General features: G+C 64.2%; 24 protein-coding genes. 4 read left to right on the top strand and 20 right to left on the bottom strand.

The annotated features are described in order from the left end of the window. Positions 1-32: 32 nt before the first annotated feature. From ACN0X9_RS02980 to ACN0X9_RS02950, 7 genes are all read right to left on the bottom strand, one after another. Positions 33-800 (bottom strand): LytR/AlgR family response regulator transcription factor, encoded by a 768-nt coding sequence (locus ACN0X9_RS02980; protein WP_417486147.1) that lies wholly within the window; start codon positions 798-800, stop codon positions 33-35. Continuing rightward, a complete protein-coding gene (locus tag ACN0X9_RS02975) occupies positions 781-2,451 on the bottom strand; it encodes a sensor histidine kinase (protein WP_417486146.1) in 1,671 nt (556 codons plus the stop codon). Before ACN0X9_RS02975 ends, ACN0X9_RS02980 begins: the two co-directional genes overlap by 20 nt. A 267-nt stretch (positions 2,452-2,718) precedes the next feature. Continuing rightward, a complete protein-coding gene (locus ACN0X9_RS02970) occupies positions 2,719-2,907 on the bottom strand; it encodes a hypothetical protein (protein WP_417486145.1) in 189 nt (62 codons plus the stop codon). 46 nt (positions 2,908-2,953) lie between these two features. Beyond that, positions 2,954-3,130 carry a DUF1328 domain-containing protein gene (locus ACN0X9_RS02965; protein ID WP_417486144.1) on the bottom strand — a complete coding sequence of 59 codons (177 nt, stop codon included), beginning with the start codon at positions 3,128-3,130 and terminating at the stop codon, positions 2,954-2,956. A gap of 256 nt (positions 3,131-3,386) precedes the next feature. Then, complete coding sequence (locus ACN0X9_RS02960; RefSeq protein WP_417486143.1) at positions 3,387-3,818, bottom strand: response regulator; 432 nt, start codon at positions 3,816-3,818, stop codon at positions 3,387-3,389. Further along, complete coding sequence (locus ACN0X9_RS02955) at positions 3,802-6,000, bottom strand: sensor histidine kinase (RefSeq protein WP_417486142.1); 2,199 nt, start codon at positions 5,998-6,000, stop codon at positions 3,802-3,804. Before ACN0X9_RS02955 ends, ACN0X9_RS02960 begins: the two co-directional genes overlap by 17 nt. Positions 6,001-6,004: 4 nt before the next feature. Next, a complete protein-coding gene (locus ACN0X9_RS02950) occupies positions 6,005-7,099 on the bottom strand; it encodes an ATP-binding protein (RefSeq protein ID WP_417486141.1) in 1,095 nt (364 codons plus the stop codon). 417 nt (positions 7,100-7,516) lie between these two features. Here ACN0X9_RS02950 and ACN0X9_RS02945 point away from each other — a divergent pair, with 417 nt between their 5' ends. Next, on the top strand, positions 7,517-9,880 hold the full coding sequence (locus tag ACN0X9_RS02945; RefSeq protein ID WP_417486140.1) for a DEAD/DEAH box helicase: 2,364 nt from the start codon (positions 7,517-7,519) through the stop codon (positions 9,878-9,880). Between the two features lie 354 nt (positions 9,881-10,234). Here the strand turns inward: ACN0X9_RS02945 and ACN0X9_RS02940 are convergent, their stop codons facing one another. Continuing rightward, a complete protein-coding gene (locus tag ACN0X9_RS02940; RefSeq protein WP_417486139.1) occupies positions 10,235-11,974 on the bottom strand; it encodes an ATP-binding protein in 1,740 nt (579 codons plus the stop codon). Between the two features lie 191 nt (positions 11,975-12,165). Here ACN0X9_RS02940 and ACN0X9_RS02935 point away from each other — a divergent pair, with 191 nt between their 5' ends. From ACN0X9_RS02935 to ACN0X9_RS02925, 3 genes are all read left to right on the top strand, one after another. Beyond that, entirely contained in the window at positions 12,166-13,203 is a 1,038-nt protein-coding gene (locus tag ACN0X9_RS02935) for a hypothetical protein (protein WP_417486138.1), read from the top strand. A gap of 229 nt (positions 13,204-13,432) precedes the next feature. Next, positions 13,433-13,750 carry a hypothetical protein gene (locus ACN0X9_RS02930; RefSeq protein WP_417486137.1) on the top strand — a complete coding sequence of 106 codons (318 nt, stop codon included), beginning with the start codon at positions 13,433-13,435 and terminating at the stop codon, positions 13,748-13,750. A 110-nt stretch (positions 13,751-13,860) separates the two neighbouring features. Next, complete coding sequence (locus ACN0X9_RS02925) at positions 13,861-14,280, top strand: SufE family protein (RefSeq protein WP_417486136.1); 420 nt, start codon at positions 13,861-13,863, stop codon at positions 14,278-14,280. Positions 14,281-14,645: 365 nt separating this feature from the next. On the opposite strand, the gene ACN0X9_RS02920 is transcribed toward ACN0X9_RS02925, so the two are convergent. The 12 genes from ACN0X9_RS02920 to ACN0X9_RS02865 form a co-directional block, all read right to left on the bottom strand. Then, the gene (locus ACN0X9_RS02920; RefSeq protein ID WP_417486135.1) at positions 14,646-15,359 is read right to left on the bottom strand and encodes a DUF6456 domain-containing protein; all 714 of its coding nucleotides are present in this window, start codon (positions 15,357-15,359) and stop codon (positions 14,646-14,648) included. Beyond that, complete coding sequence (locus tag ACN0X9_RS02915; RefSeq protein WP_011642834.1) at positions 15,356-15,742, bottom strand: helix-turn-helix domain-containing protein; 387 nt, start codon at positions 15,740-15,742, stop codon at positions 15,356-15,358. Before ACN0X9_RS02915 ends, ACN0X9_RS02920 begins: the two co-directional genes overlap by 4 nt. 160 nt (positions 15,743-15,902) lie before the next feature. Continuing rightward, positions 15,903-17,630, bottom strand: coding sequence for a Na(+)/H(+) antiporter subunit D (locus ACN0X9_RS02910; protein ID WP_417486134.1), 1,728 nt, complete (start codon positions 17,628-17,630; stop codon positions 15,903-15,905). After that, on the bottom strand, positions 17,627-17,944 hold the full coding sequence (locus ACN0X9_RS02905; RefSeq protein WP_417486133.1) for a hypothetical protein: 318 nt from the start codon (positions 17,942-17,944) through the stop codon (positions 17,627-17,629). The genes ACN0X9_RS02910 and ACN0X9_RS02905 overlap by 4 nt, the downstream gene beginning before the upstream one ends. Continuing rightward, the gene (locus ACN0X9_RS02900) at positions 17,941-19,422 is read right to left on the bottom strand and encodes a proton-conducting transporter membrane subunit (protein WP_417486132.1); all 1,482 of its coding nucleotides are present in this window, start codon (positions 19,420-19,422) and stop codon (positions 17,941-17,943) included. The genes ACN0X9_RS02905 and ACN0X9_RS02900 overlap by 4 nt, the downstream gene beginning before the upstream one ends. A 4-nt stretch (positions 19,423-19,426) precedes the next feature. Beyond that, positions 19,427-20,950, bottom strand: coding sequence for a monovalent cation/H+ antiporter subunit D family protein (locus tag ACN0X9_RS02895; protein WP_417486131.1), 1,524 nt, complete (start codon positions 20,948-20,950; stop codon positions 19,427-19,429). Next, positions 20,950-21,447 carry a cation:proton antiporter subunit C gene (locus ACN0X9_RS02890; RefSeq protein WP_417486130.1) on the bottom strand — a complete coding sequence of 166 codons (498 nt, stop codon included), beginning with the start codon at positions 21,445-21,447 and terminating at the stop codon, positions 20,950-20,952. Before ACN0X9_RS02890 ends, ACN0X9_RS02895 begins: the two co-directional genes overlap by 1 nt. Positions 21,448-21,449: 2 nt before the next feature. After that, positions 21,450-21,908, bottom strand: coding sequence for a Na(+)/H(+) antiporter subunit B (locus ACN0X9_RS02885; protein WP_417486129.1), 459 nt, complete (start codon positions 21,906-21,908; stop codon positions 21,450-21,452). Position 21,909: 1 nt separating this feature from the next. Beyond that, positions 21,910-22,479 carry a DUF4040 domain-containing protein gene (locus ACN0X9_RS02880; RefSeq protein ID WP_417486128.1) on the bottom strand — a complete coding sequence of 190 codons (570 nt, stop codon included), beginning with the start codon at positions 22,477-22,479 and terminating at the stop codon, positions 21,910-21,912. Next, entirely contained in the window at positions 22,476-22,847 is a 372-nt protein-coding gene (gene mnhG / locus ACN0X9_RS02875; RefSeq protein ID WP_417486127.1) for a monovalent cation/H(+) antiporter subunit G, read from the bottom strand. The genes ACN0X9_RS02880 and mnhG overlap by 4 nt, the downstream gene beginning before the upstream one ends. Continuing rightward, positions 22,844-23,161: a monovalent cation/H+ antiporter complex subunit F gene (locus ACN0X9_RS02870; RefSeq protein ID WP_417486126.1), complete on the bottom strand. Its 318-nt coding sequence runs from the start codon at positions 23,159-23,161 to the stop codon at positions 22,844-22,846. The genes mnhG and ACN0X9_RS02870 overlap by 4 nt, the downstream gene beginning before the upstream one ends. Further along, positions 23,161-23,667, bottom strand: a complete 507-nt coding sequence (locus tag ACN0X9_RS02865; RefSeq protein ID WP_417486125.1) for a Na+/H+ antiporter subunit E — start codon at positions 23,665-23,667, stop codon at positions 23,161-23,163. Before ACN0X9_RS02865 ends, ACN0X9_RS02870 begins: the two co-directional genes overlap by 1 nt. Between the last annotated feature and the right edge of the window lie 82 nt (positions 23,668-23,749).

Here is a 23,749-nt window from a genome sequence, read left to right as displayed (position 1 = left end):
GTGTGGCTGGCTGGATTTGACCGGGAAGGCGGTCAGTCGGTGGTCTGACCCAGTGCCGCGCGCAAGGCCGCACCATAGGAACGCCCGACCCGTACCACCGCGCCGGTATCAAGACGGACAATGCGGCCGCCATGTTCGGTGGTCGAGGAGACGGCGATGCGGCGCTTGTTGACGATCGCCGAACGATGCACCCGCACGAAGAGCCGGTCGCCCAGCGTCTTTTCCATCGCCGACAGTGTTTCGCGGTGCAGCCAGGACCGGCTCCGGCAGTGCAGGTGCACATAATCACCATCCGCCTCGACCCAGTCGATGGTCCGGGTCGGGATACGGACCATGCCCTCCCGGCTTTTGACCCAGATCACATCCTCGCCCACCTCCTCTCCACCACGCAGGGCGGAGACGACCGATTCCAGCTCGCCGACCCGCGATTGCGCGTCCTGCAGGCAGAGCAGGTTTCGGACCCGGTTGAGGGCCGCTTCCAGGCGTTCGGGACGAACCGGCTTCAGGAGATAGTCGATGGCCGCCGACTCGAAAGCTGCGGCCGCGTGGTGATCGAAGGCGGTCACGAAGATGACCGCAGGCGTGTCGGGCCCGGCCAGCTTCTTTGACACGACGAGACCGTCGGTGCCGGGCATGTGAATGTCGAGCAGCACCACGTCCGGCCGATGGCGTTCGATGGCCTGAAGCGCCTCGTCACCGTCCCGGGCGACGCCCACCACCTCGTATTGCGGACGGCGGGCCAGCAGGACTTCAAGACGGCGCGAGGCCAGCCGTTCATCGTCAACGATCAATATGCGCATGTCTGGCCTCTCCTTCCGGCTCCTCTTCCTCGGGGGCAAATTCGATCGGCAGGCGGATGCTGACCATGAAGCCGCCGGTCTCCACCGGTCCGGCGTCAAGCCGTGCCCGCTCGCCGTACAGCACGTCGAGCCGGGCCCGGATATTGGCCAGGCCGACGCCGGTGCTTTCGCTCTGCGGCATGTCCGGTCCACCGCTGTCGGCAATCTCCAGCAGCAGGTCATCGCCGGACCGGCGCGCCCGGATATCGACCGTCACGCAGGTGCGCGACCGGGACACGGCGTATTTGACAGAATTCTCCAGCACAGGCTGCAGGATCAATGACGGCAGGATGGCGCGATCCAGTCCCGGCTGGATGTCGTGCCGGACCCGCAGCCGGCTGTCGAAACGCGCCTGTTCGATACCCAGATAGAGCGTCTGCGCATCCAGCTCTTCCTTCAGGGTCACGCGATCATCGGGCGAGGTCTTCAGGGCAAAGCGCAGGAAGCCGCTTAGCCGGCCCAGCATGCTCTCGGCCTCGTCATTGCGGTTGTCGATGACCAGAGAGGAGATCGCGTTGATGGTGTTGAACAGGAAATGCGGGTTCAGCTGGAAGCGCAGCATCTTCAGCTGGGCTTCCTGGGCCAGCACCGCGGAATCGAAAATCTGGCGCTCCTGGGCCCGGATCCGGCCAAAGGACTCCAGCACCAGATAGATCGCGGACCAGGCAATGAAGGTCGGCATGTTGAACACGAACCACCGCGGCGCGATCCCGGTCAGCCCGGACCAGCCGCGCGGCTCGATCCCGTTGATGGTCAGACCGGTCGGAAAGACCTCGAACCACAACAGCCACATGGCGACAATGTAGAAACAGGTCGCCAGCATGGAACTGCCCAGCGCGAGACCGAAGCGGATCGGCAGCTCAAGCTGACGCGTGGGACGCAGCACCGCGACATGGATCAGGTATGTCACCGCCAGACCGCCCGCTTCGATGACGACATTCCGCCAGAGATTGGTCAGCTCCTCGACAACTGCCGAGGTGGACAGGAAGGTGAACAGCAGGTTGGCGATCCAGAAGGACAGCTGGAACCGCCACAGGGTGGACGCCTTGATCCCGTCGAAACGACCGGTCGTCAGCGGCGTCGGCAGACCGACTGATTTCAACACCTGGCGAAGCCGCGACCGACGACCGGCCGAACGATCCGGGCCCATCGGCGTCACCTTGCCACGCGAATCGAGCAGCAGGACGACACCACACCAGGCCGTGAAAATGCCGACATCGACCAGCCATTGACGGCCAACTCCGCCCAGCATTCCGTACTCGAGTGGCTCATCGGTCCATTCGGCCAGGAACATCAGATTGATCACCGAATAGACCAGCGCTACAACGCCGACTGCCAGGCCGGTCGTGACCGCCCTACGGCGCCAGTGCTCGCCCTGGCCACGGCGGATGAAGTCCGCCAGCAGGAAGCAGAGAAAGCCGCCCGCCATTGTGACAGGCACCAGCCGGATCATCCGGCCCGGTGAGGCCGAGTAGTCGGCCCAACTCACAACGACGGTGAAGAAGGCAACCACGGCCCAGAACACCGCCAGGACAATGGTCATGTGCTGGCTGGCGATTTTCGGAGCAGTCAGTGGGTCCGGTGCGAACAGGCTTTGGGGTCTCGACATCATCAAGACAGCCTAGCCGCTGACCTTCGGGTTAAATATTGAAACCCTTGTCATCCGACCTCCACAAAATGTCGTTCGTCGAGAAAGACTGCTTTTGCCGCGCCCAAACGGGCCGAACAGGCGAGAACGGCCCGGTTTTCGCCCGCCTCACCGGCCTGCGGGGTCCGTTGTGCCCGCGCCCGAAACGAAAAGCGCCCCGCCAGCAAGAGCCGGCGGGGCGACCTTTCTTGACCGGACCTCTCACGGTGTGAGCGGACCCCGGTTCAAGCGTCAGGACGGCTCGTCAGAGGCGTCGTCAATGTCTTCACCGGCTTCCTCGAAGCGGTCACTGTCCTCGCCGGTGACGTCCTCGATGACGTCATCGACTTCCTCGCCGGCATTCTCGGCCTCGCCGTCGGTGCAACCGGCCAGGGCCAGCGCGGTGAATGAAATGGCAAGCGGGATGGCTTTCCTGAACATGGAATCTCCTCCTTGAAGAATGAAAAAACAAAAAAGTGTCGTTGGTTTATCGGCTCGGTCCGCGGCGGCGCACAAGGCCGGTCACAAGCGATATCGCGAAGAGTACGAGAAACAGAACGAAAATGATCTTGGCGATCGAAGCCGCGCCGGCGGCGATACCGCCAAATCCCAGGATCGCCGCAACCAGTGCTATGATGAAAAAGGCGAGTGCAAGATTAAGCATTTCTCCCTCCACTATTTCAAGATGGCACGCGGAACCTCGACATTCAATTTGGCAATATTGTGTCAGAGCGTTTTATGGCCGCCAATGACTACCGCCAACCGCCCCCGGCACCACCAGGCGAGACGGAAGGGTGACGACGCAGGCGCCAGGGACAGCACCTCGCCGCGCCCGGCCCCATCCTGTCCGGAGCTCATCAGCCAGATTGATCTCATACTGATTGCCGGGGGGCGGCCCCGGCGTTCAACGCCAGCCGGAATCAGTCGGGAAATTCGACGTAGCGCCAATAGTGCCCGATCAGCTTGACCGCAGCCTCGAATTCCTTGCCGGCGCGCGCTTTGAGGATATAGGCGGCGACATGGTGATCAAACGCTGCGAGGCGGTCCCTGTCGGCGTTCGAGGTGGTCAACACCATCACCACGGCCCGGGTCAGCGCCGGATCGGCGCGCAGCTCTCTGAGGAATTCGATACCGTTCATCACCGGCATGTTCAGGTCGAGAAGCACAAGGTAGGGCGGCCGGATGCCCGCACCTCCACCGTCCTTCCGCAGGATGGCAAGCGCTTCCTCGCCATTGCGGGCCCGTACAACCGGATTGGCAACCCGGGCCTGTTGCAGACCCCGGGAAACGGCCTCGGCGTCGATATCATCATCCTCGACCAGCAGGATGGAAACGTCACGATTGAGATGCATCAGCTTCCCCCACCACAAGCGGAAATTGAACAATAAAACGGGATCCGCGGCCGGTGGCCGGATCCGATTCGACATGAACATCGCCATCCAAACGCGCCACAGCCTTGGACACAATCGCCAATCCCATGCCGCTGCCCTCGACAACGTCCTTGGACTTGAGAGTCTGGAACATCTCAAAGACCCGAGCGTGCTTCTGGCGCGGAATCCCCGGCCCGTCATCGGTCACAGTGAGCGTCCAGTCATCAATTTCGCGGGTCACGCTCACCTGTAGATGCCCGACCTCCCGATCATGATGTTTGACCGCATTACGGACAAGATTGGCCACAATCACAAAGAGCAGGTTTTTGTCGGTCTCCACGCTCAGCTCATCGCCACTGATGTCGAGTGTCCACGTCTCCGGGAGATCCTGCAGAGCGACGATGCGTCGGGCTTCCTCCAGCACTTCGACGCGCGTCAGCACCATCGCATTGCGCCCGATTCTGGAGAATTCCAGCAGTGCATCCAGCAGGTCCTGCAGGCGACCGATCCGCGAGTGGATCAGTCCGAGATATCGTCGCGCATCATTCGACAAGTTCTCGGCCATGTCCTGCTCGAGCCAGTCCGCCAATTGCCGGATGCCGCGCATCGGCGATTTCAGGTCATGCGAGGCCAGATAGACAAAGCTGTCGAGCTCGGAATTGGCCTGTTCGAGCTCGCGGTTCGCCTGGGCGATCTGCCGGTTTTGCGACAGTGAGAGAAGAAAGGCGCCGGAGGCAAGCAAGGCCAGCCCGCCCGAAATCAGACCGAGGACCAGCACCAGATCGGCAATCACCTGTTGCGGTTGCAGCACGCCTGCGGCGTCCTGTCCAATGCCGACGAAAAACGCGCCATCCATGACCTGGACCTGATCCCACATCACCATCTCGGCCGTCGTGTCCGCGAGGATGAGATCCACCTCACTCAGCACCGGCGAAACCGGCATGGCCGAGACGACCTCGGACAAGTTGAACACGGCATTCATGACACCGTCGAACTCACCGCTCCGCAGATAGACCGGCGACATGGCGATAAATCCGCTCCCGCCCTGCACGAAGTCGACAACGGGCGTTGCAACCGTCCTGCCGCTGTCGCGGGCGCGCTCGTAAACAGTGCGCCGGTCCTGAAAGCTGAACAGATCGAGGCCGACTGCCTGCTCATTGCCGGCCACCGGTTCCACCCAGGCCAGTATGCCATCCGTCCCGACCCAGCTGACGGCCTGGATCATCGGATGGTCAGCCGCGTAGCGCAGCGCGTCGGCGCGCCACTCATCCTCTGACAGACCGCCGACCCGCCCCCATCGCCGGGCCATTCGTTCCACCGCCAGAATCCGGTCGGTAATGGTTCCCGAAAGCTGGCGCGCAACATATCCCAGTTCGAGTTCAAGCTGGGCGCGGCGGGCATTGCGGGCATCGTCGCGAATGGCGTCATTCGAAGATGCGAGCACGATCATCAAGGCCAGGCCGAAACCGCCCAGCAGGCCGACCATCGGCAAACGGCGCCGCCGCAGCAGGGCCACCAGCATCGACTCGCAGATCGGTATCCCCAGACAGGACGCCGCGATCGTCGTCAGCACACCCATCCGCGTTTCCGGCACGAAGCCGAAAACTTCCGCCGCACCGATCAGATAACCGATCACCGAGGCTGCGATCGCGCCGATCGCCGCCGCACTGCAAACGAAGCCGGCAATGGCGGCGCCCGGTAGTGGACGGTGCGACGCCCGGATTTGCGGCAGGGAGATGGCCAGGCCCATCAACAGGATCGCCAGCGCCGAGTTGGGCGACATCCGGCCGGGGGCCGCGCCCGGTTCGACAAACTGGTGGGCATGAAACAACTCGTCCAGCCCCGGATCGAAACCGGTCACGTTTTCCAGCAGGCTGATGCCGGCAATGCCGGCTCCCAATCCCGCCAGGAGCCCCGCCGCCATGCGATACCGCAAACTCCCGGCGATCGTCCCCAGGCCCACCAGCGCCAGCGCCAGAGCCGTGTTGAACTGCATCGGCGACAGGGTTGGCGACAGCCGGACCACTGTTTCCAGACCCAGCTTCCAGCCGATCATGACGGTGACGCAGATCGCGAGCGAAATCAGCGCCAGGACCAGATGTCCGCGATAACGCCCGGCCCGGATGATCAGGTCGGAGAGGAGAGACGGCGCAGCCTGTGCCATCAGGTCAGGCCTCTGGCAGGGTGAAGGTAAACAGACTGCCGCCGTCGGGTCTTGCCTCGCACCAGATCCGACCGCGATGGGCATTGATGATCTTGCGGGAAATTGCCAGGCCAAGGCCGTGACCGTCAGCCGATTGTTGGTGCGCCCGCTGCATGGGTTCGAAAATCCGGTCCCGGAGATCGGCCGCAACGCCCAGCCCGTTGTCGGCGACCTCGACAGCCACGCCACCGGCCTCGTCGCGGGTCCGGATCGTTATCTCCGTCTGTGCCGACGACCGGTATTTGACCGCGTTCAGAATGAGATTGCGCAAGACGCGCTCGATCTGGACGCGATCCATGGGCGCCTGTCCGGTCACGCTCACACGAATGCTGGCCTCGATCGCGTCCAGCTCGGCCCGGGTCGACGCGACGGCATCATCGACGACCTCCTGCAGGGCGACGACCGGGGTCTCGCCGATCGCTTCACCGGCAATCGCGTAGTCCAGCATCGAGTCGATCAATTCCGCCATCTTGAAACCCTGGGTCCGGATTTTTGCCGCAAACTCCCGGGCCTGGGGCGAGACACCCCCGACGGCTTGCGCCAGCAGCGCGGCAAATCCGGTAATCCCGTTCAGCGGTGATTTGAGATCATGCGCCGCGTTGAACGCAAATTCACGCATCGCGACCTCCTTGGCCCGGGCCTCCCGGCGCAATCTCGCCCGCTCGGTCGCGCTGACGAGCGCCCAGGCAAACCGCGAGTCGGTCATGTCCTCCTTGCCAAGATAGGCATCTGCTCCCTCGATGATGGCCGTCGCAGCCAGCACCGGGTCTGCGGTCCCGGTGACCATGATCACCGGCACCAGCTCGAGCGCCCTTTGCCGCCGCAGCGCGCGAATGGTGCTCAGCCCGTCCTCGTCCGGCATCGCAAAATCAACGAATACAGCGTCAAAAACCGCATCCCGGGCGACCAGGCGAAGCGCTTCATCCGCGGTCGCCGCGTGGCAACACACCGCACCCGGCTCCAGCTGACCCAGCTTGTGCTCGATCACCATCCGATCAAGCTCGTCATCATCGATGATCAGGAAGCGTCTGGGCTCCGAGCCGGCGGGATGTCTATCCAACGCAAATGCTCCGGTAGCGGGGCCGATCAAGCAGTCGGATCGACACAGCAAGAATGTCATGCGAACGAATATTCCACCACAGAACGTTCCTGTGGCAAACAATAAATCAGTCAGAACGCAGACTTGCCGTGGCAGGCGGTAACCGGGCCGGACCCGGATTGGAAATTTTGGGCGACGCCTGGCCCAATCATCTGGGGATCTGTGCCCCGCTCTCATGACCTGCCGACCACCCGTTCGCCGCTCACCTCCACATCTGCATGCCCGTCCTGCTGCCGCTTCATTGGCCTTTGCCGCCTATCCTGTGCTAAAGCCCCGCATATTCCGGCCAGTCGCCCTCTCGGCGTCCTTACCGGGACACTGATGGAACCCGGTCACTGATGGGTGTGGCCGGCATTTTGGCACTGGAAACAGCTTTATATGACCTTGAATCCCCGCATTGCGCCGGCGCTTGCCGCTGCGCTCGAGAAAAAGGGCTATGCCGCCCTGACCGAAGTCCAGTCCGCTGTGATCGCGGAAGATGCTGACGGGCGCGACCTGCTGGTCTCGGCCCAGACCGGCTCCGGCAAGACCGCCGCTTTCGGCATGGCGATGGCTCCGACGCTTTTGGGCGACGATACCAATTTCAACATGCCCGACCTGCCGATGGCGCTGGTGGTGGCACCGACACGCGAACTGGCGCTGCAGGTCGAGCGTGAACTGTCCTGGCTCTATGGCGAGGCCGGCGGCCGCATCGCCTCCTGTGTCGGCGGCATGGATCCGCGCACCGAACGGCGAGCGCTGGAGCGCGGCTGTCACATCGTGGTCGGCACGCCGGGCCGCCTGCGCGACCATATCGAGCGCGGCGCGCTGGACATGTCCCAGCTCAAGGCCGTCGTGCTGGACGAAGCCGACGAGATGCTCGATTTCGGTTTCCGCGAAGACCTAGAATACATTCTCGACGCCGCACCGGCGTCGCGCCGGACGCTGTTGTTCTCGGCCACCGTGCCGCGCGCCATCGCCGACATTGCCCGCCGCTTCCAGAAGGACGCGCTGCGCATCTCGACCGTCTCCGAGCGCGGCCAGCACGCCGACATCGAATACCGCGCCCTGTCAGTCGCCCCGTCCGATCGCGAGAATGCGATCATCAATGTGCTGCGATATTACGATGCCGAGCGCGCCATCATCTTCTGCGCCACGCGCGAAGCGGTGAACCGTCTGGCCGCCCGTTTCGGCAATCGCGGCTTTGCCGCCGTGGCCCTGTCCGGCGAGCTGACCCAGAAGGAACGCACCCACGCCCTGCAGGCCCTGCGCGATGGCCGTGCCCGCGTCTGTGTCGCGACTGATGTCGCCGCGCGCGGTATCGACCTGCCGGGTCTGGAACTGGTCATCCATGCCGACCTGCCGACCAATTCCGACGTGCTGCTGCACCGCTCGGGCCGTACCGGCCGGGCCGGCGCCAAGGGCGTCTGCGCGATCATCGTGCCGCACACCCGCCGCGGCCGCGCCAACCGTCTTCTGCGCGACGCCAAGCTGCAGGCCGAATGGGCCGAGGCGCCGAGCTCGGACGATGTCCGCGCCCGTGACCGCCAACGCCTGATGGCCGACCCGATCCTGACCGAAGAGATCGACGAGGCGATGAAGGTCGATACCGACGCCCTGCTCGAGAAATTCACTGCCGAACAGCTGGCCGCCGCTTTCCTGCGGGCCCGCCTGGCGACCCTTCCGTCTGCCGAGGACCTGCTGTCCGGCCCCGCAGCGCAGAATGACCGTCCCGAGCGCAAGCCGCGCGAGAACTTCAAGGCCAGTGTCTGGTTCCGCATGTCGGCTGGCCGCAAGGCCAAGGCGGAGCCGCGCTGGCTGCTGCCACTGATCTGCCGCCTCGGCCATGTCACCAAGCGTGAGATCGGTTCGATCCAGATCGGCGAGAGCGAGACCCGCTTCGAGATCGACGCCGAACATGCCGACCGCTTCGCCAAGGCACTGGCTGAAAATGGCGGCGGCGAGAACAATATCCGCGTCACACCGGATGACGGCTCGCAGATGGAACGCGCCGGTCCCAATGATGGCCCGACCGACGCCCGCACGCCGAAAATGCGTCACCGCGAAAAGTCCCGCCATCGCGAAACCGACAGCGACGGCTATCCGGTCAAGCGCAATCGCGATGACGGCGCCCCGCGCGCCTATGAGGACCGCAAGCCGCACGACCAGCGCGAGCGCGATGGTGAAGGCTCTGGCGATCGTGGTGGCGACAAGCCGCGCTACGACAAGAAGCCGTATGAGAAAAAGGCCTATGGTGAGAAGAAGCCGTATGGCGACAAGAAGCCCTATGGCGAGAAGAAATCATTCGGCGACAAGAAGCCTTACGGGGACAAGAAGCCCTACGGCAAAAAGGCCGATGGCGACCGTCCCTTCAAGGGCAAGCCGAAGCCCGATTACGACCGCGCCGACAGCCCGGTCGGGGGCGATGACAAGCCCTGGGAGAAAAAGCCCCGGGCCGACAAGTCCGATTGGAAGAAAGACGACAAGCCGCGCCGTCCCCGTGCCGACAAGCCGTCCGCCTCATCCGGCGATGACCGTCCGGCCGCCAAGGCCCGTCCCGCCGGCGACCTGACCAATCCCAATGCCCGCCCCGACAAGGGCGAGGACAGCTCCTGGGCCCGCAAGCGCAAGCCGGCCGCCGGTGGCTTCAAGAAAAAGGGCGGCGGCTATGACAAGCCCGCCGGCAAAAAGCCCGGCTTCAAGAAGGATGGCGGCAAGCCGTTCGAAAAAAGCGCGACCCTGAAGCGCAAGCCGAAGGCCTAGGTCGCGCTGTCTTCGCGACGACAGCACTCTTCATTTTTCCCGGGCGAAGACCCGGGACCGACGAGCCCATCCTCCTGGCGATGAGAGTCCCGTTGGTCCCGGATCGCGCCGACGCGCGTCCGGGAAAAATGATGTGGGGCCTTGTCTCCGAAAGCGGCGCGTCAGCGCGCAACACCGCATACATCACTTGCCGAGAGATCGCCGTATCCGGTTCTCGAGCTCAAGGGTCCCGACCGCGAAGCGGCGCCTGCGGCGCCCTTGACCTCGAGAACCGGATACGGCCCGCTGGCTGACAAGTGCTCTATGGGTTGAACCGCGCTCTGCGCGATGTCGGCGACCGAAAGTTTCAGCCCCTCAGGCCACGTCCGCTTTCGCCACCGTCATGTCCTGACTGGCTTCCTGGGCGCGCTGGATCTGCTGGCGGACGTCCAGGCCGGGATGGTTTTCAACCTCGGCCTTGTCCTCGGCGAGGATCGGCAGGGAGATGGTCACCGTGGTGCCTTCACCCTTGCGGCTGGCGATATTCATCGAGCCGCCATGCAATTCCGACAGGGCACGGACCAGGGACAGACCCAGGCCGGTGCCACGCTTTTCAATGTCGCGCGCATTGGTAGCCTGCTGATAGGGCTGGCCGAGGCGCGCGGTTTCTGACGGGTCGATGCCGACGCCGCTATCACCGACGGCCATCACAAGCTGGCCACCGCTGGCCCGGGCCATGACCACGATGGCACCGCCCTTCGGCGTGAACTTGACGGCATTGGACAGCAGGTTCAGCAGGATCTGGCGCAGCGCCTTGCGGTCGCCATCGACCAGAAGCGGGCCGTCATGACGCTTGATCTTGAGATTGATGCCGGCTTCTTCAGCCTGCAGGCGCATCATCTTGGCCGACAGGTTGACCACTTCACCGATATCAAAGGTCTCGCGGACCAGCTCATAACGGTCGGCCTCGATCTTGGACATGTCGAGCACGTCGCCGATCAGCTCCATCAGGTGCTGGCCGCTTTCATGGATCAGGTCGGCATATTCGGCGTAGCGCGCCGGCAGCGGCCCGAACAGGCGCGCCTTCATGACATCGGAAAAACCGATAATGGCATTCAGCGGCGTGCGCAGCTCGTGACTGACCGAGGCCAGGAATTGCGACTTGGCGCGCGCGTCCTCTTCGGCCGCTTCGCGATCATGGCGGGCCTGGGTCAGGGCGGCCTGCAGCGCCGGACCGCTATCCTTGGACAGGGTGATGACCGAACCGCCATGGATCGGCCGCGTCTTGACGATCACGTCCTCGCTGTGACCGCGCTGGCCGCGGACCACCAGCGGGCCCTCGACATCGCGCAATGCAGCACGGCGACCGGAGGCGGCCAGCTGGGCGCGATCATCATCGTCGAAACCGAGATCAGCCAGCGGCAGGCCTTTCAGATCGCGCGGCAGACCGGGTGACAGGTCACGCAACCCCTTGGACGCGGCCAGGATATGCCCGTCAGCATCGCAGGCGACCAGCGGCACGGGCGAGGCATCAAAGGCCTTGGCCCGCACGCGGCCGCGTTCTGCCTCGGCCCGGACGCGGTCAGCATCGTGCACGGCCCGCAGGGCACCAAAGGCAAATCCGGTCGACAGGGTGAGCACGCAGCCCAGCACGAAGGGCAAATGAAATTCGACGGCCATCGGGGCCGGAGCGACAAAGCCGGTCAGGTGCAACACGCTGACAACAATCGCCGCGAGGCCTGACTGGGCCGCCGCCTTGATGACACCGTCACGCTCGCCGCAGGCGGCCGCCATGGCCGGGGCCAGCAGGAAGGCCAGCACACCGATGCCGGTGACACCGCCCCCCGTGAGGGTCACGCCGACGGCAAAGCCGGTCCACACCAGCGCCAGCAGGAAACGCTCGAAAGCGCGGTCCATGCGCGGGATGAGGATGAAGGACAGAAGGGCCGGCGCAGCGATGGCAGCAACGAGCAGCGATTTTTCAATCGCGGTCCCGTCAATGATTGGCCACAGACGCGGCAAGGCAGCCGCCAGCGTGCCAAGCCATATCAGGTTGACCAGCGTTCCGCCCTGGCGTGCGAACCAGGCTGTTATGGCAGGCGATTTCGGCTTCATCTTGAACCGGTGCGACTCGCTTTTGTAGCTCTCCGGAATCTTCGCCTTCGACGTTAACAAATGCTGAATCTTAAACTTTGTCCGTTTACCGGTCGCATTCGCTAAGGCTCGTGAAAATTCAGCCGCGTCTGCCCCTTGGATGCGCCATCAAGCCGGGGCAGTATGAAATGGGTTCAAAGGAGCATTGTGTGATGTTGACGACCGTCCTCGCCATTGGCGCGCTGAGCTTGGGTATGGGCCTGTCTGTCCAGGATGCCGCTGCGCCGGACCCTGCGGCCCCGACAGCCGACGCGGCAGCTCCGGCTCCGGTCCTGCAACTGGACCAGCCGGCACAACGCGAGCCCAGCCTTGTCGAGCGCTCGGCCGGCGAATACGCCGCCTATCATTCAGTGATCGCGGACCTCCACTCGGCACCGATCGCCTCCGGACAGGATCTCGACGACGCCATGAACCGGCTGACCGCCTTTTATGGCGAGGAACGCCTGGTCCGCGCCTGGATCGCCTATGCTGCCATCATCGCCGCGCGCCATCCCGAATATCTCGACGAAGTGCGCGAGCTGGCCGATTACTACGGCCCCGAAGCCGCGATGACCGGGCTGATGTATGACCCGACCTATGCCACCAGCTTTGCCTCGTCGGAAGAAGCCCAGGCCTCGGTCGTCGAAGCGATGGCCGCCGACAGCGCCGAGATCATGGATGTGTCGGTCCGCTACCGCGCTGCCGCCTATGACCTGCAGAGCGAGCGCTGGGCCAATCGCAGCCATGGCGACCGCACCGACCGCCTGGCCGAGCTGTCGCACATGGGCAGCGCGCCGATCGACATGACCGATGAGGTCCTGATGACGCTGAGCGGCGGCTTCGACCAGGGCCTGCCGGCCTCGGCCCTGTTTGACCGCATCGAGTCGGTTCCCCTGTCCGACCGCCCGTCGGTCGCCCCGCAACTGACCCTGACTGTGGGAGAGGCCGCACCCGATCCCGATCGCGAACGCATTGGCCGCATCCTGTCGGTCGCCGCCCTGCAATCCCTGAACAATGGCGACCCGGCCCGTACCGACCAGGTGGTCGAGGCGCTGCTGTCCGATCCGGTGGTCGAGCGCTGTCTCGCCTGGGTCCGGCTGGACCTGCAACAATGCGTCGCCGCCGGTCATTTCATGTATGAGGACAGCTTCTGCATCGCCGAACACGCGCTGATGGATGTCAGCCGCTGTCTGGGAAGCAGCGCGAATTGAGTCAAATTTGAGCGGATGGGTTTGCGGAATCCGGCCAATCCTTAACAAATCGTGTCCCGATCAGGGACAAGATCGAATTTGTCGACAATTTTACACAAAATTCGCGGATCGAATTCGCACACCGTTTTCGGTAAAGCCCGTAATCGCTCGCTATTACTCAGAATTCTTCCTAGCCTCTATCCTGCATTGAGATCGGTACACCCGGTTTCGGTCATGAATGAGGTCGAAGATGATGTTCCTGCTGCGCGCTGCCTTCTGGGTCGCTGTCGTCAGTTTCTTTGTTCCGCAGGATTTTGCGGGCGACGCGATGGATCTGCCGTTCAACACGGCGGAGACGCGGATTGATGCCTCGGCCAAAGTGTCCGAATGGTGCGTCGACAATGAAGTCATCTGTGAAGCCGGCTCCGAAGCCGCCCGCCTCGGCACCTTCCTCGGCGGCATGGCGATGGACCGGATCGGTGACGCCATCGAAACCCATCAACAAAGCCAGACCGCCAGCCATTCCGCCCCGTCCAACACGCCCGCCCCGTCCCGCGCGAAGTCCTGACCCCGACCATCCAGACCATCCCGGCGCGCTGACCGGACAACCAGCTGACTGCCCGCAAACCGTACAGACGGCTTGCCTCGCCGCCTCGCCCGCACTACGTCGGCGCTGATATGACGGCACAAGACATCCAATCCGAAATCGACGATCTCGTGGACGAGTTCGACCTCCTGGACGACTGGGAGCAGCGCTACCGCTATCTCATCGACATGGGCAAGGCGCTGCCGGACATGCCCGAGGCCGAGCGCTCCGAGGACAATCGGGTCAAGGGCTGCGTCAGCCAGGTCTGGCTGGTCACCGAGACCGACGGCAACATCCTCACCTTCCGCGCCGACAGCGACGCCCATATCGTGCGCGGCCTCGCCGCCCTGATGGTGCGCCTCTATTCCGGGCGCACGGGCGAGGAAATCCTCTCCGTCGATGCCCGCGACGTGCTGGCCAAAATCGGCCTCGCCGAACACCTCTCCCCACAGCGCTCCAACGGTCTGGCCTCGATGATCGGCCGGATCCGGGGGGAAGCGGAGACGGTGTAGGGGGTCTGAGCTGGCCCGACCCTTTGTCATCCCTGCTGGATGTCCGGCGAAGGCCGGACGCAGGGCGGGGACCCATGTGGTCGCCACCAGCTAGGTCCCTGACTTTCGCCCCGCCTTTGCGGGGCGTCCATCAGGGATGACAACTGGGCTGTGGCTTGCCAGTCGTCGTCATCCCACGCTGGGCGGGCTGGCGCCACACCGTAAGCCCACTTTCCATTTTTCCCGGACGCGCCTCGGCGCGATCCGGGACCGACGGGAGACTTATCGCTCGCCGGATCGTTTCGTGGGTCCCGGGTCTACGCCCGGGAAAAATGAAGTGGCGGGGTAACAATGAAGTGTCAGTGCAACAGCGCATCACTCCCCCCTCACACCAACCGATAGATTTCAGCCAGGCGCGTCAGCGCCAGGCCAAGCACCGTGCGCCCCGACCGTGCCGCCCAGCCGAAACGGCGCTCCAACGCGGCGGCGCTGTCTTCGTGGACCAGGGCGGCCTCGATGACGCGAGCGAAGGCCGGACCGAGGGCGTCGAGGGCGTTCATGACGCGGTCCTTGGCGGCCAGGGCGCCCAAGGCGGCGTCTTCCGGACTCTTGCGACGGCCCTCGCTGCGGCGCTGGGCGGTGGGGGACCAGTTGCGGGTGACCGGGCTCATCAGGGTGGATTGGTGATAATCGCTGATGAAACGCTCGCCGGCCTGGCGCTGATGCGGTTCAAGACCATCCAGCCAGGGGCCGAGCGGGCCTTCACGGCGATTGGCCCTTGCCGTGGAGACCTGACCTTCCCGGTCCATCACCGGCCGGTCCTCCATCTCACGATGCCGGCTGGCCGGGTCGGGATCCTCGCCACGCGTACCGGCTTTCAGGGCCGCCTGACCGTCGGCGGACAGCACCAGGCCATTGTCCCGCTTGGCCAGCCAGCCACAGCGCATCGCCTCTTCAAAACGGCTGGGGGAGAGGCGTGAAGTCGGGCGGCGGCGGCGATCGCCTTTCTGCAACACCACCGCCCTCGCCTCGATCTCGCCGGGCGGCACCATGCGGGCGCCGGGCCGGGCCAGGGCGCGCATCCAGCGCGGCGCGCTCATGTCAGACGCTCCGGGCGTTCAAAGCGTTCCAGACCGGCCAGACGCTGCAACCCGCTCAGTCGCGGCGCGGTACGCAGGGCCGCTTCCAGCGCGTCCATATAATCGTCAAAGGCGCGGTCATCGCGCCGGTCCTCGATGCGGTGACAGGCATGGGCGGCGGTGGTGCGATCGCGCCCGAAGGCCAGCGCCACACGGGTCAGCGGCAGCTCGAAGGCAACATGGGCCAGATACATCGCCGCCTGCCGGGCCAGGGCGGCCTCCCGCGATCGCCGGGTCGGTGCCTCCAGCTCGCGCTGCGATATCCCGAAGGCGTAGGCCACGGCGCTCTGGGCCAGTCGGGCCCGGGCGACATCCTCTTCCAGTCTGCACATGATACGGCTCATCCGAACGCTCCCGTTCTGACGCGGCGCCCCGATGGCCGCGACCGACGTGATGCTAAGATGGCTACACCCAGGTGGGGATAATATTCCTATTTTTGTTGCAAAGAAAGAGGGCGCAACCTGTGCGGGTTGCGCCCTCTTTTATTTCGCAAGTACCTGAGACTTAAGGCGCGAGGTAGGCGATCAGCAGGACGATCGCCAGCAGCGCACTGGTCCAGATGGCCAGCAATCCACTGGGGATATCCCGGCTCAAGGCACCGATAGGACTGAAAACCTCGAACAGTTTTCCGCCGGTCCGGCGCCGGACTCCGCCCAGCACATTGCCGATCGAGGCCCAGAGACGACCGAACATGGCATGCCCCCAGCTCATCGTATTGGCCAGGAAGCGGCGGTAGAACCAGTCGGTGTCGATATTCACACCGCGCTTTTCGTCCGGATACCACTTCATCCGCACCAGGAAGGCGAAGGCGAACATGGCCCCCAGCAAGAGCTGCATCTGCCCGACGATATGGTCGAAGGTGTAGGGCTCATAGTGCAGCGCCGCCTCCGGGAAAGGCACGAGCTCGTAGAGCACGCCGTAATTCACACCCAGATAGACGCAGATCAGTGCCGCCATCCCCATCGCCATCAGCATGTTGACCGGTGCTTCGCGGACGCGATGGCCACGGTCATGGCTGAAGAAGGCGAAATACGGGATCTTGATGCCGGAATGCTCCAGCACACCGGCGGAGGCAAAGACCAGCACCAGCCAGACCATCCAATGGCCTTCCTGGGCCACAGCGGCCAGGGTCAGCGCCTTGGCGACAAAGCCGGAAAAGAGCGGGAAGGCCGAAATCGAGGCCGCCCCGATCAGGCAGAATACCGTGGTGGCCGGCATCGACTTGAACAGCCCGCCCAGCTCGGAGGCTTTCACCGTGCCTACCCGCAGCAAGACCGCGCCCATGCTCATGAACAACAGCGCCTTGTAGATGATGTGCACAAAGGCGTGTGCGGCGGCGCCATTGATCGCCAGCTCGGTGCCGACACCGATGCCGACAACCATGAAGCCCAGCTGGTTGTTGAGCGAATAGGACAACACCTTGCGCAGATCATTCTCGACCACGGCAAAGAAGACCGGGAAGGCCGTCATGACGGCGCCGATCCAGATCAGCTGGTCGGTCCCGGCATAGCCGCGTGCCAGCGCATAGACGGCCAGCTTGGTGGTGAAGGCGGAGAGGACCACGGCGCCGGTAATGGTGGCCTTGGGATAGGCGTCCTGCAGCCAGTTGTGCAGGAAGGGGAAGGCGCATTTGATGCCGAAGGCGATGAAGATCAGGAAACCGCCCAGCGTCTCGATGGACAGGCTCTCGTCAAAGGCCCAGCTGCCGGTCTCGCTGGCCCGGATCACCGCACCGGTCAGCAGCAGCACGCCGGACAGGACGTGGATCGCCAGATAGCGCAGGCCGGCCTTGTAGGCGGCATTGTTGCGGGCGCCCCAGATCAGGAAGACCGAGGAGATCGCCGTCAGCTCCCAGAACACGAACAGGGACAACAGGTCACCGGCAAAGACGGCGCCCAGGCCGGCACCGGCATAGATCAGGCCGGCGGCATCGGCGATGCGGTCCTTCTCGTGCAGGCCGTAGAGCCCGTTGATGAAGGCGGCGATGATGAAGATCAGGCCCCAGATCCGCGACAGCCCGTCAAAGCGGAAGGTTTCCATGGTGAAACCGCCCAGCTCGATGAGCCCGCCGACATGGTCACCCGAGGGCGCATTGAACCACAGGCCCAGCGCCAGCACCGGCGCTATCAGGGCCAGGCCCTTGCGTGCGGTATGGAAGGGGAAGGCCGCGGCCAGCAGGCCGGCGATGATGACCGGCCAGGCCGGTGAGACGTCGTAGAGGGCTTCGATCATGACTGGCCCTCCTCATCGGAACTGTCGCCGTCCCAGTAATCCTCTTCCCGGCCCAGCAGGCCGCGGATCACGAACCAGCCGACCATGACGGCCAGCACGAAGGCGCCGAAGCCCCACATGGCGTAGAAACCGTAGAATTCGGCCAGGTGGACGTATTCGTGGCGGTGATGGAAGAAGTCGACGGCGACAAAGCCCAGCGTCGCGACCAGGAAGATCCAGATCATCGAGGCTTTCAGCCAGCCCGAGTCGAGCCACAGGAAAGGCCGGGCGACCGGGTGGATCAGTTCATCATGTTTGCCGTTAGGATCGCTCACAGTGCGGCCTCCGCAGCAAGGGTCGACGACAGGAAGACCGGCGCCAGATAGTCGCGCAGCGGTCCGATGAGGAAGAAGAGCACCACCACGCCCGCAGCCGTGATGACGGGCGGCAGGATGACCAGCATGGGCGGTTGCTTCTTCAGCTTGGCTTCAGCCGGCGGCGAGAAGAAACCGCGCGCCGACAAGGGCAGCAGATAGGCGACATTGAGGATGGAGGAGGCAATCAGCGCCACCATCAGCCAGCCATGCCCGCTTTCCCAGGCGCCCTGCAGCAGGAAGAGTTTCGGCCAGGATCCGCCCAGTGGCGGCAGGCCGATGATCGACAGCGCCCCGACGGTATAGGCGATGAACAGCCAGGGCATGTAGCGGCCCAGCCCGTCCATCTGCGAGATCTCGGTCTTGCCGGTGGCGGTATAGATCGCGCCGGCACTCATGAAGAGGGTGATCTTGCCCCAGGCATGCATGACGATCTGCAGGGCCCCGCCGAGCATCGCCAGCGGCGAGCCGAGCATCACGCCCAGCGTCACATAGGACAGCTGCGACACGGTCGAGAAGGCCAGCCGGGCTTTCAGATTATCCTTGGTCATGGCGACCACGGAGGCCAGCACGATGGAGATGCCGGCAATCCAGGCCAGGGCGTCGGCGGCCGGGGTGATGGCGATCAGTGCCGGTCCGAAGATATAGGTGCCGACTTTCAGCATGGCGAAAACGCCGGCCTTCACCACGGCCACGGCGTGCAGCAGGGCCGAGACCGGGGTCGGCGCGACCATGGCATTAGGCAGCCAGGGATGGACCGGCATCAGCGCCGCCTTGCCGATCCCGAAGGCGAACAGCACCAGCAGCACGCTGGAAATGGCCGGGGTGATCTCATTGATCGCCAGCAGGCCACCGGCGACGAAATCGGTCGATCCGGCGAGGAAATGGGTGGCGATGACCGCCGGCAGCAGCAGACCGATCGAGGTGCCCAGCAGGATGGACAGGTAGATTGCGCCGCCACGCTTGGCCTTGGCATCCCCCTTGTGCGTGACCAGCGGATAGGTCGACAGGGTGAGCACCTCGTAGAAGAGGAACATGGTCAGCAGATTGCCCGACAGGGCCACGCCCATGGCACCGGCAATGGCGATACAGAAACAGACATAGAAACGGGTCTGGTTCTTCTCGTTATTGCCGCGCATATAGCCGATCGAATAGAGCGAATTGACGATCCACAGACCGGAGGCGACCGCGGCAAAGATGGCGCCCAGCGGTTCCAGGCGGAACACCAGGTGCAGGCCCGGCGCCAGGGTGGCGAGGTCCAGGGTCGGATGCCCTTGGGCGATCTCGACCAGATAGGCGACATTGAAGGCCAGCAGCACGGCCGCGATCAGCGTCGCCGCTTCACGCAGATTGGGCCGCGAGCCCAGCAGGGCCACGAAGACACCGCCAAGGGCCGGCAGGACCAGGGCGAGGGCGAGAGAGAGTTCAGGCGTCCACATCAGCTCAATTCCCTCCCATCACGGCATCCGCCGCAGACCGGGCCAGCCAGACCAGCGGGTCGGCGTGGAAGAAGAAATAGACATTGGCCAGGGCCAGAAAGCTCATCGGCACCAGCACCATCCACGGCGCCAGACGACGCTGCATCAGCTCGCCATGATGGCTGGGCGGTGCGTCCATCCAGATGGCCGACAGCAGCCGGGCGACATAGGCCAGGGCCAGCAGGGATGACAGCATCAACGCCGCCACCGCCCACCACCAGCCACGCTCGAGCGCGGCGGTGACGAGATACCATTTCGAGGTGAAGCCGACCGTCAGCGGCACACCGACCAGCGACAGGCCGGCAATGGTGAAGGCCGAGGCCGACGCCGGCATGGTCTTGCCCATCCCGGCCAGGTCCTTGACCCGGCGGACGCCGAAATTGAGCGCAAACGCACCCAGCGCCATGAACAGGGCGCCCTTCATCAGGGCATGGTTCATCAGGTGCAACAGGCCGGCCGACAGGCCCGAGGCCGTGCCCATGCCCAGTCCCAGCATCATGTAGCCGACCTGGGCGACCGAGGAATAGGCCAGCAAACGGCGCGCATCGGTCTGGAAGACCGCCTGCAGGGAGGCGACGACCATCGCGATCGTCCCGACCACGGCAAACAGCCAGGTGAAGGACATCGAGACGAAGCTGACATCGGGATGGAAGACCGAGAACAAAAAGCGGATCAGCGCGTAGAAGGCCACCTTGGTCGCCGTCGAGGCGAGGAAGGCGGTGACGAAGTTCGGCGCAAAGGCATAGGCGTTGGGCAGCCACAGGTGCAGCGGGAACATCGCCGCCTTCAGGCCGAGGCCGACCACGATAAAGGCGAAGGCCGCCTGGGTGACCCGGTTGTGACCGGTCTGTTCCAGGATCGCCGCCATATCGGCCATGTTCAGCGTACCGGTCGCCATGTAGAGGAATCCGACACCGATGACGAAGAAGGTGGCGCCGATCGTGCCGAGGATCAGATAGTTATAGCTGGCGGTCAGGGCGCGGCGATCCTTGCCGGCGCCCATGGCGATGATGACATAGGTCGAGATCGAGGAGATCTCGAGGAAGACGAAGACGTTGAAGGCGTCGCCTGTGATGGTCACACCGAGGAGGCCGGCGAAACAGACCAGGAAGGCCGAATAGAACAGCGCCTGCTTGTTCTCGGCGATCTCATCGGCGACGCTCGGCAGGGCGTAGATCACGCACAGGAACCCGACGATGCCGACCAGCAGCAGGAGCGGGATATTGAGCATGTCGACGCGGTATTCGATGCCCAGCGGCGGCGCCCAGCCTCCCAGATGATAGGAAATCACGTCCTGCGTCGCGACCTGACCCAACAGGTTGAGGGCGAGGATGGCGACCAGGGCGGAGGTGATCAGCGTCACCAGCCAGCCCAGCCGGCCATTCGGCATCAGGGCGGACACTGCGGCCATGATCAGCGGGATGACAACGATCAGCGCCGGCGCGTGCATGGCGATGCCCGCGGGCAGGAAATCAGCCAGAAACTGCATTATTCGGCGCTCCCGGATTCAAGCGAGTAGTCGGCGGTGTTCAGGGCGTCATCCTCGATGGTCCCGTAGGCCTCCCGGATGCGCACGACCAGCGCCAGACCGACCGCCAGGGTCGCCACGCCGACCACGATCGCGGTCAGGATGAGGACGTGCGGCAGCGGGTTGGAATAGATGACTTCGGCGGCCTGGTGGGCCGTATCGACCGCATGGTCGGCCGCTTCAGCGGCGTGTTCGCCGGCATCGGCGCCATGCGCGACGGCAGCTTCGGCTCCATGGCCGGCGTCCTCACCGTGATGCCCATCATCGGCGATGATGGGCGGCGAACCGCCGAACACCTTGCCGATGGTGATGTAGAGCAGGAAGACCGAGGTCTGGAACAATGACAGGCCGACCAGTCGCTTGACCAGATTGCCGGTGGCGATGACCACATACAGCCCGATCATCATCAGGATGATGATGGGAATATAGTTGAAGCGCTCTGCGAGGATCTCCAGCATCGCTACCACTCCTCGTCCGGGATGTCCGGCACGCGGCCGGCAAAGGCATAGAAGATCGCCAGCATGACCGAGGCGACCGTCGTCAGAACACCAAGCTCGACCAGAAGAATGCCGTAATGCTGGCCGGTATGGTGACCCTGGTCGGGGTGCAGGGCGTCATAGTCGAGGAAGTTCAGCGGCTCGCCCGCCCCGCCCATGAACAGGGTGGCGACACCGACGCCGGCATAGATCAGTACACCCAGCGCGGCGCCATAGCGCACAGCGCCCGGCGGCACGGCGCGGCGGGCCTCGTCCATGCCGAAGATCAGGGCATAGAGGATCACGGCGACGGCGATGATCACGCCCGCCTGGAAGCCGCCTCCCGGGCCGAAATCACCGTGGAACTGGACATAGAGGCCGAAGATCACGATCAGCGGGATCAGGAGCTTGGAGACAACGCGAAGGATCAGGTGCGGTGACATGTCAGTCCTCCTCCTCTTCCTTGCGACGTCCGCCGGTACCAAAGCCCAGCAGCAGCATCACACCCAGCGCAGCGGTGAAGACCACGACCGTCTCGCCAAAGGTGTCATAGCCGCGATAGCTGGCCAGCACGGCGGTGACGACATTGGGCACGGCGATGTCCTGCGGCGTTCGCTCCATGAAGTCGCGCCCGAGATAGGCATTGGCCGGGCTCTCGGCATCGCCATAGACCGGCATGTCGGGAATGGCGAAGAACAGCGCGGCACCCGCTGCGGCGACGACGGCGAAGGCCGCCCAGTGGCGCCCGGCTCCGGCCGGCTCGCTCTCACGCGCCGTCAGCAGCATCGCGCCGAGCATCAGCACGGTCGAGATACCGGCCCCGACTGCGGCTTCGGTAAAGGCCACATCGACCGCGTCGAGCGACACGAACCACGCGGCACAAAGCAGCGAGTACACGCCCATCAGGATGACGACCGCGAACAGGTTGCGCAGGCGGACAATCGAAAAACCGACCGCAAGCAACATGGCGATCAGCGTGTAATCCAGATACTGGGTCAGGTCGGCATGGCTCATTTGGAGGCCTCCGAGGACGCCGCATCAGCGGGGTGTTTCGGCTTGAAATGGGCCAGGTCCGGCTTCTGGCCGGCCCGGTGCGCCGCATTGGCGATGGCGTGGGTCGCGGTCGGGCTGGTCAGGAAGAGCAGCAGGCCGACCAGCGCCAGCTTGGCGGCTGTCTGCCAGTCACCGGCCTGGGCGATCAGGCCGAGAATGATCAGCTCGGCGCCCAGCGTGTCAGTGACACCAGCCGCATGCATGCGGGTGTAGAAGTCGGGCAGGCGCATCACACCGGTGGCACCGGCAATCACGAACACCAGGCCGACGGCCATGGCACCGATCGCGAACACGTCGCGAGCATGCTGGAAAATCTCGGCGGGGCTCATTTCTCGTACTCCCCATCCAGCGCCTTGCGCAGCGACATCTGCGCCAGGGCGATCTCCAACGACCGGTAGCGGAAGAATTTCAGGATCGCGATGGTCGCCACAAAATTGATCAGCGCATACAGGAGCGCGATGTCGATGGCGTCCTGACGGCCGACCAAGGCGGCGAAAACCAGCAGGAAGAGCACCGTTTTGGTGCCGAAGGAATTGGCGGCCAGCACACGGTCATACAGGGTCGGCCCGGCGAACAGGCGGGCCAGCATGATGGCCATGGCCACGGCCATGCCGATGGCGACCAGGAAGATCAGGAAATGCATTAGTCCGCCCTCTTCTTCTTGCCGTCCGACGCCACATCGGAGCGCGCGCCCATCTCGGCGAAACCGGCCGGATCAGTGAAGGAATTGTCCAGCGCGTGGACCAGGAAACCATCATCCTCGACATCGACTGTCACCGTGCCCGGCGTCAGCGTGATCGAGTTGGCGAACACGCTGCGACCCAGATCGGAGCGCTGCTCTGCCGGCACACGGATCAGGCGAGGCTCGACTTCGATTTCCGGCTTCATCACCAGACACAGAACCGCCAGGTTGGCCTTGACGATCTCGCCGCCCAGCCAAGCCCAATAGGTGAACAGGGCCAGCGCGGGACCGATCGGAACGGTCTCGCGGTCGACAATGCGCATGCGGTAGGTCAGGGCGACCGTGCCGATAATGCTGAGCAGGCCCAGTCCCATCACGATGGGATAATCCCCCGACAGGGTGAACGGGCCGGACAAGGTGAGCCAGAGCGCCACCAGAATGGCGGTCAGGCTGATGCCATAGAACATGGAAACTCCCCGCGCGATAACGCTGCTTCCCCGGTAATTAGCCCGACAGGCGAGCCTTGACCAGACGAAGCGGTGGGGAAGA

This window comes from Maricaulis sp., from assembly GCF_048268525.1.
Taxonomy (GTDB): domain Bacteria; phylum Pseudomonadota; class Alphaproteobacteria; order Caulobacterales; family Maricaulaceae; genus Maricaulis.
The sequence above is the reverse complement of the archived record's forward strand: the minus strand, read 5'-3'. Positions and strand labels throughout refer to the sequence as shown.

What these genes read in the sequence shown, in the direction of transcription:
- ACN0X9_RS02980 (WP_417486147.1), bottom strand. Translation starts at nt 800, where the DNA reads ATGCGCATATTGATCGTTGACGATGAACGGCTGGCCTCGCGCCGTCTT.
- ACN0X9_RS02975 (WP_417486146.1), bottom strand. Translation starts at nt 2,451, where the DNA reads ATGATGTCGAGACCCCAAAGCCTGTTCGCACCGGACCCACTGACTGCT.
- ACN0X9_RS02970 (WP_417486145.1), bottom strand. Translation starts at nt 2,907, where the DNA reads ATGTTCAGGAAAGCCATCCCGCTTGCCATTTCATTCACCGCGCTGGCC.
- ACN0X9_RS02965 (WP_417486144.1), bottom strand. Translation starts at nt 3,130, where the DNA reads ATGCTTAATCTTGCACTCGCCTTTTTCATCATAGCACTGGTTGCGGCG.
- ACN0X9_RS02960 (WP_417486143.1), bottom strand. Translation starts at nt 3,818, where the DNA reads ATGCATCTCAATCGTGACGTTTCCATCCTGCTGGTCGAGGATGATGAT.
- ACN0X9_RS02955 (WP_417486142.1), bottom strand. Translation starts at nt 6,000, where the DNA reads ATGGCACAGGCTGCGCCGTCTCTCCTCTCCGACCTGATCATCCGGGCC.
- ACN0X9_RS02945 (WP_417486140.1), top strand. Translation starts at nt 7,517, where the DNA reads ATGACCTTGAATCCCCGCATTGCGCCGGCGCTTGCCGCTGCGCTCGAG.
- ACN0X9_RS02940 (WP_417486139.1), bottom strand. Translation starts at nt 11,974, where the DNA reads ATGAAGCCGAAATCGCCTGCCATAACAGCCTGGTTCGCACGCCAGGGC.
- ACN0X9_RS02935 (WP_417486138.1), top strand. Translation starts at nt 12,166, where the DNA reads ATGTTGACGACCGTCCTCGCCATTGGCGCGCTGAGCTTGGGTATGGGC.
- ACN0X9_RS02930 (WP_417486137.1), top strand. Translation starts at nt 13,433, where the DNA reads ATGATGTTCCTGCTGCGCGCTGCCTTCTGGGTCGCTGTCGTCAGTTTC.
- ACN0X9_RS02925 (WP_417486136.1), top strand. Translation starts at nt 13,861, where the DNA reads ATGACGGCACAAGACATCCAATCCGAAATCGACGATCTCGTGGACGAG.
- ACN0X9_RS02920 (WP_417486135.1), bottom strand. Translation starts at nt 15,359, where the DNA reads ATGAGCGCGCCGCGCTGGATGCGCGCCCTGGCCCGGCCCGGCGCCCGC.
- ACN0X9_RS02915 (WP_011642834.1), bottom strand. Translation starts at nt 15,742, where the DNA reads ATGAGCCGTATCATGTGCAGACTGGAAGAGGATGTCGCCCGGGCCCGA.
- ACN0X9_RS02910 (WP_417486134.1), bottom strand. Translation starts at nt 17,630, where the DNA reads ATGATCGAAGCCCTCTACGACGTCTCACCGGCCTGGCCGGTCATCATC.
- ACN0X9_RS02900 (WP_417486132.1), bottom strand. Translation starts at nt 19,422, where the DNA reads ATGTGGACGCCTGAACTCTCTCTCGCCCTCGCCCTGGTCCTGCCGGCC.
- ACN0X9_RS02895 (WP_417486131.1), bottom strand. Translation starts at nt 20,950, where the DNA reads ATGCAGTTTCTGGCTGATTTCCTGCCCGCGGGCATCGCCATGCACGCG.
- ACN0X9_RS02890 (WP_417486130.1), bottom strand. Translation starts at nt 21,447, where the DNA reads ATGCTGGAGATCCTCGCAGAGCGCTTCAACTATATTCCCATCATCATC.
- ACN0X9_RS02885 (WP_417486129.1), bottom strand. Translation starts at nt 21,908, where the DNA reads ATGTCACCGCACCTGATCCTTCGCGTTGTCTCCAAGCTCCTGATCCCG.
- ACN0X9_RS02880 (WP_417486128.1), bottom strand. Translation starts at nt 22,479, where the DNA reads ATGAGCCATGCCGACCTGACCCAGTATCTGGATTACACGCTGATCGCC.
- mnhG (WP_417486127.1), bottom strand. Translation starts at nt 22,847, where the DNA reads ATGAGCCCCGCCGAGATTTTCCAGCATGCTCGCGACGTGTTCGCGATC.
- ACN0X9_RS02870 (WP_417486126.1), bottom strand. Translation starts at nt 23,161, where the DNA reads ATGCATTTCCTGATCTTCCTGGTCGCCATCGGCATGGCCGTGGCCATG.
- ACN0X9_RS02865 (WP_417486125.1), bottom strand. Translation starts at nt 23,667, where the DNA reads ATGTTCTATGGCATCAGCCTGACCGCCATTCTGGTGGCGCTCTGGCTC.